This window comes from Virgibacillus chiguensis, assembly GCF_900129865.1.
Classification (GTDB): Bacteria; Bacillota; Bacilli; order Bacillales; family Amphibacillaceae; genus Virgibacillus; species Virgibacillus chiguensis.
Genome location: NZ_FQXD01000008.1, coordinates 44483 through 58244 on the forward strand (window position 1 = coordinate 44483; position 13762 = coordinate 58244).

Annotated in this window: 11 protein-coding genes; 4 read left to right on the plus strand and 7 right to left on the minus strand. The window is 36.9% G+C overall.

Going from position 1 to position 13762, the window contains the following annotated elements; translation table 11 throughout:
• Positions 1-67 precede the first annotated feature (67 nt).
• Positions 68-2140: a peptidoglycan D,D-transpeptidase FtsI family protein gene (locus BUB45_RS10510; protein WP_073008607.1), complete on the minus strand. Its 2073-nt coding sequence runs from the start codon at positions 2138-2140 to the stop codon at positions 68-70.
• A gap of 802 nt (positions 2141-2942) precedes the next feature.
• Between BUB45_RS10510 and BUB45_RS10515 the strand changes: the two genes are divergently transcribed.
• The 4 genes from BUB45_RS10515 to cydC are packed head-to-tail and all read left to right on the plus strand — an operon-like array spanning position 2943 to position 8830.
• Positions 2943-4346: a cytochrome ubiquinol oxidase subunit I gene (locus BUB45_RS10515; protein WP_073008610.1), complete on the plus strand. Its 1404-nt coding sequence runs from the start codon at positions 2943-2945 to the stop codon at positions 4344-4346.
• Complete coding sequence (gene cydB, locus BUB45_RS10520; protein ID WP_139300140.1) at positions 4327-5346, plus strand: cytochrome d ubiquinol oxidase subunit II; 1020 nt, start codon at positions 4327-4329, stop codon at positions 5344-5346. The genes BUB45_RS10515 and cydB overlap by 20 nt, the downstream gene beginning before the upstream one ends.
• An 11-nt stretch (positions 5347-5357) precedes the next feature.
• Positions 5358-7082, plus strand: coding sequence for a thiol reductant ABC exporter subunit CydD (cydD, locus tag BUB45_RS10525; protein WP_073008976.1), 1725 nt, complete (start codon positions 5358-5360; stop codon positions 7080-7082).
• Complete coding sequence (cydC, locus tag BUB45_RS10530; protein WP_073008613.1) at positions 7079-8830, plus strand: thiol reductant ABC exporter subunit CydC; 1752 nt, start codon at positions 7079-7081, stop codon at positions 8828-8830. Before cydD ends, cydC begins: the two co-directional genes overlap by 4 nt.
• A gap of 397 nt (positions 8831-9227) precedes the next feature.
• Here cydC and BUB45_RS10535 read toward each other — a convergent pair whose 3' ends face one another.
• The 6 genes from BUB45_RS10535 to BUB45_RS10550 form a co-directional block, all read right to left on the minus strand.
• Positions 9228-10316: a glycosyltransferase gene (locus BUB45_RS10535; protein ID WP_073008616.1), complete on the minus strand. Its 1089-nt coding sequence runs from the start codon at positions 10314-10316 to the stop codon at positions 9228-9230.
• A 258-nt stretch (positions 10317-10574) separates the two neighbouring features.
• On the minus strand, positions 10575-10757 hold the full coding sequence (locus tag BUB45_RS20410) for a hypothetical protein (protein WP_244527713.1): 183 nt from the start codon (positions 10755-10757) through the stop codon (positions 10575-10577).
• Between the two features lie 49 nt (positions 10758-10806).
• Positions 10807-10983, minus strand: coding sequence for a copper homeostasis protein CutC (locus BUB45_RS20625; protein WP_280157420.1), 177 nt, complete (start codon positions 10981-10983; stop codon positions 10807-10809).
• A gap of 37 nt (positions 10984-11020) precedes the next feature.
• Complete coding sequence (locus BUB45_RS20630; RefSeq protein ID WP_280157421.1) at positions 11021-11164, minus strand: copper homeostasis protein CutC; 144 nt, start codon at positions 11162-11164, stop codon at positions 11021-11023.
• Between the two features lie 107 nt (positions 11165-11271).
• Positions 11272-12654 carry a M17 family metallopeptidase gene (locus tag BUB45_RS10545; RefSeq protein WP_073008619.1) on the minus strand — a complete coding sequence of 461 codons (1383 nt, stop codon included), beginning with the start codon at positions 12652-12654 and terminating at the stop codon, positions 11272-11274.
• A gap of 197 nt (positions 12655-12851) precedes the next feature.
• Positions 12852-13712, minus strand: a complete 861-nt coding sequence (locus BUB45_RS10550; RefSeq protein WP_073008639.1) for an ROK family protein — start codon at positions 13710-13712, stop codon at positions 12852-12854.
• Positions 13713-13762: the final 50 nt, after the last annotated feature.

Sequence of the window (13762 nt, forward strand, 5' to 3'; positions counted from 1 at the left end):
AAAGAGTGCATTTTCGCAACCAAAAAAACTTATATTACGCGTATGCTACTTTTTATTATCAGATTTACTATTCCTCTTTATCAGTAAAATAAGCATCTATAATCCGTTGCCCGATTGTTTGGTTAATCTGATGTTTTCCATTAACAATCCCAGTGTGAGGTACAATAATAGCAAAAGCCATTTCAGGGTCATCATAAGGTGCATAACCAACAAGCGTGAGATTTTCTGTATCAGCCTTCTTTTCTCCATCGGCATAATAAGCGTTTTGAGCCGTTCCTGTTTTTCCAGCAACTTTATAACCTCGATACTTGGATGTTCCGAAAAAACGTACGGAAGTTCCTTGTGATTCATTGAACACTTGCCTAAATCCTTCTTGAATACGTTCAATATTTGATTTGCTCATATCAATACGATTTAATACTTCTGTCCCCTTGCTTTCATAAACAGAACCTAATTGATCTTGTGTTGGCGACGGATTACGAATTTCCCTTACTAAACGAGGGCGAACACGATTGCCATCATTTGCTATTGTGGATACATATTGCGCTAGCTGTAATGCGGTGTAGTTGTCATACTGCCCAATGGCAAAGTCCATCAATAAACCTGGTTGAAATTGTTTATCGCCAATTACTCCTTTTGGATCCTCAGGATAATCGATACCGGTTCGGCTACCTAAACCAAATTGTTGAAAATAGCTACGCATTTCATCCCATGCTGCTACATCAAATGCAGCACTTTCTCCATTGGGAAATGGATAACGATGTTCCCCTCCCATTTTTAATGCAATATAAAACATATATACGTTTGATGAGCGACGTAGTGCATCAAAATCATTTACTGAACCTAAATCATTATAAGATCCTTTCGGAGCACCAGAGGCAATCTTTATTTTCCTGTCATGAAATACTTGCCCTGGAGAAATAACGCCTGACTCATAACCTGCTAAAACGGTCGCCCCTTTTATAGAAGATCCTGGCAAATGCGCATCATGAATTGCTTTATATGGAGCGTTATTATATTCATTTTTTTTCTTATCATACAATACACCGCTGACAGCGAGTAACTCTCCTGTTTTTGGATTCATAACTACCGCCATCGCATCTGACATGTACTGATGCTGATAAGGATGCTTTTGAATGGTTTTCTGTAACTCTGCTTGTAATATTTCATCTACTTTTTTTTGTAAATCCATATCAATGGTTAATATAAGATCCTTCCCAGTCATTCCTTCCACAGCTACTTTTGAACCTATTGTGGTACCATCTTTCGTCGTAGTGTATTGTACTTGCTCCTTTCTACCTCGTAAAGCGTGTTCATAATATTCTTCAATCCCACTAATTCCAACTCGATCATTCCGACTATATCCTCTAGTTAAATAGTATTCCAGTTTTTCTTTTTGCAGTCCCCGTTCTTGAGATGTAATCTTACCAGCTAGGCTTTTAAAAGTTTCCTCATATGGGTATTTACGCTCCCAATCTGCAATCGCATTGACGCCAGGTAAATCACTTAAATTTTCTGACACTTCGGCGTACTCTTCGGCAGTTACACCTTCATTCTTAACAATTTGTGGCGTTAATGCGTATGCTTTATCTAATTCCTTTTTAATGGCAATAATTAACCTATCTTGCTCTGACAAGTCATTCATCTCGTGCTTCTTTATTCGTTCTAGGGCAAGATCATATTCTTCTGTATCATCTAATTTCTTTCTTTCTTCATCCGTAAGTCTTTCTATTACATCCTCTTTATGATTCAAGTAATAATACTCTCTTTTCAGTCTTTCATTAATGTCTGCAACATCTTTTACTTCAACTGAAATGAGCTTAGCTAACTTTTCAGCTACCTCTAATCTCTCTTTCGCCTGTGTTCTTTTAGCTGGAGTATAAGTAATGGCATATCGCGGTTTGTTTCCAACAACTAGTTGATGATTTCTATCATATATTTGTCCACGCGGCACTGGCACTTTCGTTGTATCGTTTACCGTGCGATCGATCTCTTTCTGAAATTCTTCGCCCTTCAGAATTTGCACAATACCAAGCTGAAAAATTAAAGCTGCAAACATAATAAACATAATAAAAAATAACAAATTCAATCGAAATGGCAGCTTATCCTTCCGTTCTTTTTTCTTTATTCCCTTACTCATTGCTTTCCCCCCTTAATTAAATTATTCCCCTTTAAAGAATGCCCATTTCAATTATTTTAAAATTTCCACTTGTTACGCCTTTTGAATTGATCATATCACGTTACAAATACACCATCAACCAATAATTTCCTTTTAGAGGCATGTGTTAATTACACTACACGTCTTTAAAATAGTGGCTGCTCTTTTTTCATCACTTACACCTTTACTGAGTTACCCAAAAGCAACTCTTCTGTTAATACAGAATACAATCATTAACAATTTTGTCGAAAGTACGTTACAAAAAATTCAATATTTCCTTCGTTACAAACTAGGTTTTAATTGTATAGTATTAACAGGAGGTCCAAATGTCATAGTATAAAGGGGCTAATTCTGTTTATAAAGTTCCATTTTTGCTTTCATAGTAGGATACAATCATGCAGGCGAGAGATTAATGTCAAGACATCCTTATATTAGAGATATTCTCATTAACTATATTTTGCTCGCATGATATTTTTGGAAACTATTTTTTGCGCTTGCAACCGAACATAGGTCTTATCGATCACATACATTTATTTTTGCAAGCTTTCCATACATCTGAAATGGTTATAAAATCTATCTTCATAAACAGAATGCTTGTCATTATTTAAATTGTTCAATAGCGAACATGACGAGACATACGGAACGTAATAAATATTTCTTTTTCACATTTGGCTCACTCCATACGGGGATGTTTAAACAAGAGACACATTCCACTACTAATCGGATTATGAGATCTACTGAAAAAAGCTTAACCCCACACAGAATGGGAGGAAGGAGAACCTTTATGGACGTTATTATGTTATCGCGAATCCAATTCGCATCTACAACCATTTTTCACTTTATTTTCGTGCCTTTATCCATTGGTTTAGTATTTTTAGTTGCACTTATGGAAACATTGTACGTTGTAAAAGGGCAAGAAAAGTACAAAAAAATGGCAAAGTTTTGGGGACACTTATTTCTTATTAACTTTGCCGTCGGAGTCGTTACCGGTATATTACAGGAATTTCAATTCGGGATGAACTGGTCTAACTATTCTCGCTTTGTCGGTGACGTATTCGGTGCACCACTCGCAGTTGAAGCACTATTAGCTTTCTTTATGGAATCTACTTTTATAGGATTATGGATTTTCGGTTGGAAAAGACTTTCTAAAAAAGTACATCTCCTATGTATTTGGCTTGTATCTATTGGAACGATTATTTCTGCGTTTTGGATATTAGTCGCTAACTCATTTATGCAATATCCAGTCGGTTATGAAATTAACAATGGTCGCGCCGAAATGAATGACTTCCTAGCATTAATTACGAGCGGTCAAGTATGGGTGGAGTTCCCACATACTGTATTTGGATCATTAGCCACAGGAGCATTTCTAATTACAGGTGTAAGTGCTTGGAAATTACTTAAAAAACAAGATACAGATTTCTTTAAAAAATCATTTCATATCGCTTTAGTTGTTGCAATTATTTCTGGTTTAGGTATTGCCTTTACTGGTCACGCTCAATCGCAATTTTTGGTAGAAACACAACCAATGAAGATGGCAGCAGCAGAAGGTTTATGGGAAGACAGCGCTGATCCTGCTCCATGGACAGTCTTTGCTCACATTGATACGGAAAATCAAGAAAACTCCTTTGAAGTCAATATCCCATATATATTAAGTTATCTTTCCTATAGCGAATTTAGCGGAAGCGTGGAAGGAATGAAATCCATCCAAGCCAAATATGAAGAGTTGTATGGAGAAGGAGACTATATCCCTCCAGTTAAAACAACATTCTGGAGCTTCCGTATTATGACGTTCACAGGCGGGTTAATGATCGTATTAGGACTATATGGTGCTTACTTAGTAAAACGTAACAAGCTAGAACAAAGCAGAAAGTATTTAAAAACGATGCTTTGGGCAATTGCTTTACCGTTTATTGGAGGAACAGCCGGCTGGATCATGACAGAGATTGGTAGACAACCTTGGGTCGTATTTGGAGAAATGCAAACACAAGACGCAGTTTCACCAAACGTAACCGCTGGACAAGTCCTGTTCTCACTCATCTCATTTAGTGCCATCTATTTGATCCTTGCACTTGTGATGGCTTACTTGTTCGTTCGAGTAATCAAAAAAGGCCCTGTTGAAGAAGAAAAAGATGTCAAACTAACAACAGATCCTTTTGGAGAGGAAGGGTATGGTTCCTATGCTAAGTGAGGTATGGTTTATTTTAATTGCTGTATTGTTTGTCGGATTCTTGTTTTTGGAAGGCTTTGACTTTGGTGTTGGCATGGCGATGCGTTTTGTTGCTAAAACGCCAGTTGAACGTCGGGTATTAATTAATACAATTGGTCCTGTCTGGGACGGAAATGAAGTTTGGCTAATTACAGCAGGTGGGGCGATGTTTGCTGCATTTCCAAATTGGTATGCCACTTTGTTCAGTGGCTTATACATGCCACTAGTAATCATGCTTCTCTTGCTCATAGGGCGCGGAGTAGCATTTGAGTTTAGAAGTAAACTAGATAATCCTAAATGGCGGGACACTTGGGATTGGACAATCTTTATTAGTAGCCTATTGAACCCATTATTATGGGGAGTTGTGTTCGCCGCATTGATGGCAGGCTTACCAATTGATAGTGAGATGAATATTTACGCTTCTGTCTTTGATTACATCACACCGTATACGTTAATTGGTGGAATTGCAATTACATTGCTCTGCTTTTTACACGGGCTATTCTTTATCACGTTGAAAACTACAGGTGACCTACAAAGTAGAGCTCGTGAAACTGCCAAAAAAATTGTTTACGCTGTTGGTATAGCTTTAGTTACCTTTGTGGCTGCATCTTATTTCTACACAGATATTTTCGAGGTAAGAGGTGCCATATTAATTCCTATTTTTGCGCTTATTGTATTGGCAGTTGTCTTAGCTGGAAGTTTTGCTAAGAAAAGTCGTGATGGTTGGGCATTTACGATGACCGGATTAACTATCGCGCTCACAGTAACGTCTGTATTCGTCGGTTTATTCCCACGTGTAATGGTAAGTAGCTTAAATCATACTTTTGACTTAACGATTCACAATGCAGCTTCAGGAGACTATTCGTTAAAAGTCATGACCATTGTAGCCGTCACTTTATTACCTTTTGTACTTGGTTATCAAATCTGGAGTTATTATGTATTCCGTAAACGTATTAAAGAAGAGGAGCATTTAGAATACTAATGAAGAAAATGATGCGTAATCATTTACTAACGTACAAAGGGGTAAAACCGACACTTGCCATTGTTATTTCCATTACAATCGTGGAAGCAATAGCCATCATTCTGCAAGCAAAATGGTTAGCAGAATGGTTATTTCGCTTATTTAACGGCGAATTATTTCAAGAAACATGGAAGTTAGGCGTTTTTTTCCTTATTGCCTTTGTTACAAGGTATCTTATGGGTACATTAAAGAAAAAAATAACCTTCCAGTTTGCTGAAAAAACAAGAGTGGAAAAAAGAAAACTATTATTGGCCAAGCTTTTTGCGCTTGGCCCTAGCTACACGAGTAAACACGGTACAGCCAAGTTAGTTAATTTAGCTATGGAAGGCGCAAACCAACAACGTACTTATTTAGAATTAATTATTCCCAAGATGATTGCTGCATGTATTATTCCACCAATGGTACTCATTTACGTTTTCTTTCAAGATAAACTGTCAAGTATCATTTTATTTTTAACCGTTCCTATCATTATTGCATTTATGATTTTATTAGGATTAGCTGCAAATAAGAAAATGGAGCGTCAATGGCATTCTTATCATTTATTATCCAATCATTTTATTGATTCTTTACGGGGATTAGAAACATTAAAGTTTTTAGGTAAAAGTAAATCACATGGAGATACAATTGAAAAAGTGAGTGATGAATACCGAAAATCCACTATATCAACATTACGAATTGCTTTCCTTTCATCTTTTGCACTTGACTTTTTTACGATGTTATCAGTTGCCTCTGTTGCTGTAGGGTTAGGATTACGTCTCATTGAAGGAAATCTATTATTAGATATTGCATTAGTCGTATTAATTTTAGCTCCAGAGTTTTTTCTTCCTATAAAAGAAGTTGGAGCAGACTACCATGCAACATTAAATGGACAAGAAGCAGCCAAAGCAATTGATCGGATATTAGCAGAGCCTGTTCCAGAGAATCATTCCGTTATTACCAACTCCATTGCTTGGACAGCTAACAGTACCTTAAAGCTTTCTTCTATTAGTCATTCCCATGACGATAACGGCTTACAAGCTCTATCTACCATTTCCATGCAAGTAAAAGGCTTTGAAAATATTGGTATTGTTGGTGCAAGCGGTGCAGGAAAGTCGACTTTAATTGATATATTAGGTGGATTTTTAACACCTAATCAAGGGCGTTTTCGCGTCAATCAGCAAATTTTAGATAGCTTAAATACAGAAGCTTGGCAGCGTCAAATCACATACATTCCACAGCGTCCATATATTTTTAGTCAGTCGGTTGCAGATAATATTCGATTTTATGAACCAAATGCATCGGATGAAGATGTGTGGCAAGCTGTTCAAGATGCAGAATTGGATAAGTTAATCCATACCTTTCCAAATGGTATAGAACAAGAAATTGGTACTGGCGCACGTGCAATTAGCGGCGGTCAAGAACAACGTGTCGCATTGGCCCGAGCTTTTCTTGGTAATCGCCCTATCCTGTTATTAGATGAGCCGACTGCCCATTTGGATATAGAAACGGAATACGAATTGAAACAAACGATGACAACATTGTTTAAAGATAAATTAGTCTTTTTTGCAACGCACCGGCTGCATTGGATGGAGCAAATGGATAAAATTATTGTGTTAAAAGATGGCGTCATTGTAGAAGTGGGGACACCACATGAATTATTGCTTCGTCGCGGAGAATACTATGACCTCGTGCTATCACAATTGGAGGGAGTACAATGAAAGCATGGATTATTCCATATGTAAAAATGCATTACAAAGGGCTAGCAGCCAGTATTATTATTAGTTTATTAGCTCTAGCCTGTGGTGCAGCGCTTATGTTTACATCTGGATACTTAATTTCCAAATCCGCCTTAAGACCTGAAAATATTTTAATGGTCTATATTCCTGTTGTTTCAGTGCGAGCCTTTGGTATTTTTCGAGCGGTATTTCACTATCTTTCTCGATTAACGAGCCATGATACGATTCTGCGCGTACTAGCAAATATGCGTAGCAGATTGTATCAAACGTTAGAGCCACAAGCAGCTTTTATTCGTTCTCGTTTCCAAACTGGTAGGATACTAGGCGTATTATCAGATGATATCGACCATTTGCAAGATTTATTTATTCGTACGATTTTACCGAGTATCACTGCGCTTGGTATGTACGGCATCGCTATTGCTTGTCTAGGCTGGTTTGATATGGTGTTTGCTTCACTTATGGCAATATATCTCTTTTTTATCGTTGTGTTCATTCCGTTGTTTTCTTTGTGGACTAGTCGAAAACGTACAGCTTTAATAAAACAGGGGCGCTATGATCAATATCATATATTAACAGATGGATTACTTGGTATTAAAGATTGGATGATTGCTGGAAAACCAGATGAATTTACGAAGCATGATACAAAAAAAGATCAAGCTGTTGCCATTGTTGAGCGACGCGTTAAAAGTGAGCAACGAATTCGCGACTTATTTCTTCAGCTCATCATTGGTGCGATGGTGATTTCCATGGTGTACTGGTCAAGTTCGATGGTAGCTGAAGGAAATATGCACGTGACATTAATTGCTGCTTTCGTTTTAGTTACATTGGCTATTGCAGAAGCTTTTTTGCCCGTATCTGAAGCCTTAGAACAAATTCCAGAATACACAGAATCGCTAACAAGATTAGAAACGCTCGAAGAAACAGATCAAGAAAAGGATACTACTGAGTCAAACATATCTTTACCAGAAACATCTAACTCTGTTGATATTCAGCTTGATCATGTTGCCTTTCAATATCCGGGCTTTGCCAAACAAATTTTAAAAGATGTTTCCATTTCGATACCTCAAGGAAAGAAATTAGCTTTGTTGGGAAAAAGTGGTGCTGGAAAATCAAGTATCATCCAACTAATTTGTGGTTCTTATGCACCAACAAAAGGAAATGTTACACTTAACGGCATCGATGCAACAGCTTACGGCGATTCTCTATTTGAAATCGTATCGATTTTAAATCAACGACCTCATTTATTTAACACGACGATTGCTAATAACCTACGACTCGGCAACCAAAAAGCAACGGATCAAGAGATTGTAGAAGCGGCTAAAAAGGTGCAGCTCCATGATTATATTATGAGCCTGCCAAAAGGTTATAACACGATGATGGAAGAATCAGGACAAATCTTTAGTGGCGGTCAACAACAACGAGTAGCATTAGCAAGAATATTATTAAAAGGCTCTCCTGTCGTTATTCTCGATGAGCCGACAGTCGGCTTAGATTCAAAAACAGAAGCTGACTTGTTACAAACCATTTTTTTAACGCTTGATGATAAAACCGTTATTTGGATTACACATCATTTAGCTGGTATGCAGCGTATGGATGAAGTTGTCTTTTTAGAAAACGGCTATATTCAAATGCAAGGTTCGCACCAAAAACTACTAAGCACTTCACAGCGATATCAAAATTTATACTATTTAGACGTCCCACCATCAATTCGTAAAATGGTGCAAGTTTAGTTTTAAAAGTTTCAGTTGTCAACAGCAACTGAGGCTTTTTTAGTTTACATTATTAAAGCTCTCATTGCTTAAGCATTGATCAATATCCAAATTACGTAGATCGGGACTATGAAAATGCGCTAATACGCTTTGAAAAGTGCTTACAGCTAGGAGAAGTTCATACTGAATATCTCATTTTAAAAAGGTCTTGGAAGTTTTCACGCATATGCATTTAAAAAGAAATAGCTTGCCAAATTACTAGAAAGTGGTGAGCATAATGGGACTGAAATTGCCCTACTTGTCAAATAAAAGCTGTCTCATTATTACAGAGACAGCCAACGTTTTGTTTACTAGTGACGTCACAACCTTGAGAAACCGTTCCGTTAAAGCTTTCATTATAATTTTATACAGAAAACCGCTATTTGTTAGCAAAATAAGCTGCAAATACCTGTTCATTATATGCTACTTGCGGATCATCTGGACGATACATCTTTGCTTTCTTATTATGCTCCCATGCCAATTCTTTTTCACCAATTCCCCAGTTACAAACACATAATTGTAAGTGAGGATACCAAGTTGAATATACTTTTTCTTGAAAACCCATACTATTTTCTAAATCCACTTGAATAGCTAGCTGATACCAAATAATTGCTTTTTTAAACAATTTTTTTTCCTTGTATAAATCTCCTAACCGACAAGAAACTTCTGGACGAGGGACATCGTATTTAATAGATTGAACGAGAGCATCTATTTCTTTGTCTAAATCACCCAAGGCTCTATAGCAAGCGGCCATATTTATGCAAGCGCGAATTTCATCTTCTACCCAACCTTTTTTAGTGTTTAGAAATTCCTGGTAATATTTTATAGCTTTCTCATAGTACTGATGATCTTTAAGTTCATTTCCATAATAAAATAAATCTCTTGGGGTAAATTTTTCCCCTTGCTCTACTCTTTTTTCATAGATTTTTAAATTACGATCACTAGTATTACTATCATTGGATTTCGTTGATTTCCTATGCGTAATAGCGATATCTGCAGGCAATATATGACCATATACTTCTAAATATTCATGTACAGGTCCAATCCATTTAAAATTACGCTCTCGCTTAACAAGCCTATTTCTTCGGAAGCTGAATGTAGGATTTCCATACTCATCAAAGGCTATATGATAGATCATAGAAACAGCATCAACGGAAAAATCTAATTTCTTTTTTAACGCTTTCAATTTATTTTGGTCTTCTTCCAGTAGCACATCATCTGCATCCAGCCATAGAATGTAATCTGAAGTAGCTTGGCGGAAAGAAAAATTTCGTGCAGCAGAAAAATTATCGATCCACTCAAAATCGAGAACTTTATCCGTAAATTTTTTTGCAATATCCTTTGTTTGATCTGTTGAGCCAGTATCTACAATAATCATTTCATCACAGATATCCTCCACACTCGATAAACACTGCTCCAGCACCTCTTCCTCATTTTTTACAATCATACATAAACTTATTGTAATCATAACGATACACCACCAAAATTATTGTTATTTTACTATATGTAACCATTCTTCCTTTGGAAACATTTTTTTGTAAAATTAGGTTATACCTTTTCAGTCTAGGAGTGAGATTATATAACGGGTTTTGGTGTGGAATCAAATAGTGGATTTCTTCATTTTTTATATTGCTTTATAATCAGAATAAAATTACATACTTTGAAGCGTCAAGAACTATCCTTCAATGAAGTTGATTATAAAACAGACGTTCCATCAAGCACTGCTTTATTTTAAACAGCAGAACACTTTTTCCACTGCTTGTGCTGAAATCATTTTCGCAAATGACTGTCTTTCACAAACTGCTTTACCAAAATGATATTGCTCTGCTTTTGTTGTCTGTTTGACTTCAGCAATATTATCTGAAGTAAGACCTGCAACCAGGCATAATATTAGGTCCTCCTGTTTCAAGAGAATATTGAACTAAATGAGCAAGTTGTTCTTTTCCTGCTTCACAATTTTACTTGCCAACAGATGTTAGAATACGTTTTACATTATCTTTATACTTTACTAGCGTTTTGTATGCTGCCTGCATATCCTTCACTTCATTAAAAGCACGATAAAACGTAATATCTAATCCCGGAAAGCGTTCAATGAGATTATGAAGCATTTGTTCGTTAAATTGTATGCTCCTCATTTAGTGCGCCAAATACAACCCGATTACATTGCAAGCTCTACAGTGCCTTTAAATCTTCACAAATAACTGAAAATTCCTCTTCTTGATAATAGAAATCATGACTATGTGGTCGTATCATAACTTGAACAGGTATATGCACGCTTCGTAAGACTGTCTTTATCATCCCAAAGTTTGGTGTCAAACCCCCCTCCTGTATCGCCGAAACAAGCTCTAATCGATCTGCTTAATAGCTTTTCGGCTTGCAATGTATCGTGTTTTTGCTGTACAATCAGTTCCAATTGCAATTCGTTACTCCAACTCCTTTTCTATCAATTTGGTTAATAATCGGACCCCAAAACCAGTAGCCCCTTCGACATGATAGCCATACACCTTCCAAGGTAGCACCGTATTTGCCATATCAATATGTACCCATTTCATATGTCGCTTTATAAATTGTTGCAAAAAAATGGCTGCCGTAATCGAACCACCATATTTAGAAGCACTCCTATTATTTAAGTCTGCATAATCACTGTGCAAATATGCTTTATAATCTTCAATTAATGGCATAGGCCATACATGATCCCCAGTTTCTTCGCCAATTTCTTTATATGTCCACAAATCCTTCTCGTTATTAGTAAAAACACCAGCTGTTTTTAACCCTAAGGCTTGACCAATAGAGCCTGTGAGTGTAGCAATATCAATAATAGTTTCCGCTCCTACGTCTTGAGCGTATAAAATACCATCGGCTAAAATTAGTCTACCTTCTGCATCCGTGTTACCTACTTCCACATGCATTCCATTTGCATAAGAAATTACATCTGCCGGCAAGTATGCATTTTTCCCTACTACATTTTCTACTAATGGAATAACTGCGGTAACGTATACAGAGCTATTCAGATCAGATAAAAGCTTCATCGCACCTACGACAGCCGCTGATCCCCCCATATCCATTTTCATTTCCCAAAGTCCAGTCCCTGTTTTTACATTAACACCTCCTGCATCAAAGGTCACTCCTTTACCGACAAGCGCTACATGCTTTCCTACTGTATTTTTTAATGTAAGAACGACCATTTTAGGAGGATGAACACTTCCCTTTCCGACCGTTTTAACAGCTTCTAAACCATGTTTCGTAAGATCAGCTGTATCCAAAATAGCCACATCTACATCTGTATCTCTAAAAATTTCTACTATTTTGCTTGCATAAGCTTCTGGCGTCAGTTTACTAGGAGGCTCATTACATAAGTCTCTAGCTAAACATACAGCATCACTTTTCGTTTTCGCCAATGCAACATATGGGCTATAAGATGAATAATTAAATTCTAGCACATAGTCCATCTCTAAACGATTACGCTTATAGTACTGAAACCGATAACCAGCCAAATACCAACCTTCCATAAAAGCGGTAACATAATTTGCAACATTGCTTCCCTCCATTACATGTTCCAATCCTTTGAACAAGCCGTTAAAATTGATAGTAACTGTTTGAGACAAAAATTCTTTGTCCACCTTCTTTCGTAATTCTCCACCAAGATGTCGGATATCTTCCATATTTTTATTTCCTGAACGGATACAAACCAATAAATAGATCGTTGTTTCCGTATAAAATAATTTCATCTCCCCAAAAGATGCTTTTTTAACAAATGAATGACTTAAAAGCGGACTAGGCTCTAAAGGACAAACATGAATTTCCATTTTCTAACCTCCCAGTACAAGTAGAAATTATTAAAAAAACTTGGCTTATTACCGAATTTTTATGGCAATTGCTTTAGGTTTACTTATACTTAGAATATAGAATTTTACTCCCTCATAGTACAAAAAAAGACGACCCAGTAGCGTCATGCACATAAGCCATCTTTTATTTTCCTATATTTCTTAATAGTTCTTAACATCTATCTCTTATTTTTCACTGCTAGAGCAATAGCACCTTTAACTGCTTGTTCATCATCAAGTTTCGGTGGAACAATTAATTCATCTACATCGTTCACTTCCAAATAGTCGTTTAACAACTTCATAAACTGCTCGCGAACCATTGCATAAAGCCTTTCCTGTTTCATTACTCCGCCACCAATAACCATTTTCTCTGGGGAGAGAATAACATAGATATTCATTAGCCCTTGCGCTAAATAATACGCTTCTATCTCCCATACCTCATCAAGATGTGTGAGTAAATTTGCTTTTCTACCATATCGTTTTTCAATCGCCGTCCCAGAAGCAAGCCCTTCGAAGCATGACCTATGACTCGGACAACTTCCTACAAAAGTGTCATTCAGGTGTTGCTTTAGTAACATATGTCCCATTTCTGGATGATTTTTTCCTTGAAACACTTTCCCTTCCCCAACAAACCCTGCTCCAATTCCAGTTCCTACCGTCATGTATAAACAGCTCTCCGCATGCTTACCAGCACCGTAGTAATACTCACCCAGACAAGCTGTATTCACATCCGTATCCAAATATACAGGAATATTGTATTCGCTTTGCAATTTTTCAAGAAGCGGATAGTAACGCCATTTTGTTTTCGGGGTATTTAAAATGGAGCCATATGTTTTGCTGTTCTTATTCAAATCAACAGGCCCAAACGTACCTACACCCAACGCCTCCATCTTAAATGAAGAAAAGAACTGTTTTGCTGAAGCTAGTGTATCCTCTGGAGAAACAGTTGGAAAGCTCGTCTTTTGAAGAATGTTTCCATTTTCATCGCCAACCGCACAAACGAATTTTGTACCACCTGCTTCCATTGCTCCAATTAACATAAACATCTACCTCCTATAAGCGGGGAAAAGCAACATTTTTTTCTTAATTT

Excerpts from the sequence above, each read along its gene's own strand:
- BUB45_RS10535 (WP_073008616.1), bottom strand. The coding sequence starts at position 10,316 with ATGATTACAATAAGTTTATGTATGATTGTAAAAAATGAGGAAGAGGTG.
- BUB45_RS10510 (WP_073008607.1), bottom strand. The coding sequence starts at position 2,140 with ATGAGTAAGGGAATAAAGAAAAAAGAACGGAAGGATAAGCTGCCATTT.
- cydD (WP_073008976.1), top strand. The coding sequence starts at position 5,358 with ATGCGTAATCATTTACTAACGTACAAAGGGGTAAAACCGACACTTGCC.
- BUB45_RS10545 (WP_073008619.1), bottom strand. The coding sequence starts at position 12,654 with ATGGAAATTCATGTTTGTCCTTTAGAGCCTAGTCCGCTTTTAAGTCAT.
- BUB45_RS10550 (WP_073008639.1), bottom strand. The coding sequence starts at position 13,712 with ATGTTAATTGGAGCAATGGAAGCAGGTGGTACAAAATTCGTTTGTGCG.
- BUB45_RS20625 (WP_280157420.1), bottom strand. The coding sequence starts at position 10,983 with ATGAGGAGCATACAATTTAACGAACAAATGCTTCATAATCTCATTGAA.
- BUB45_RS10515 (WP_073008610.1), top strand. The coding sequence starts at position 2,943 with ATGGACGTTATTATGTTATCGCGAATCCAATTCGCATCTACAACCATT.
- cydC (WP_073008613.1), top strand. The coding sequence starts at position 7,079 with ATGAAAGCATGGATTATTCCATATGTAAAAATGCATTACAAAGGGCTA.
- cydB (WP_139300140.1), top strand. The coding sequence starts at position 4,327 with ATGGTTCCTATGCTAAGTGAGGTATGGTTTATTTTAATTGCTGTATTG.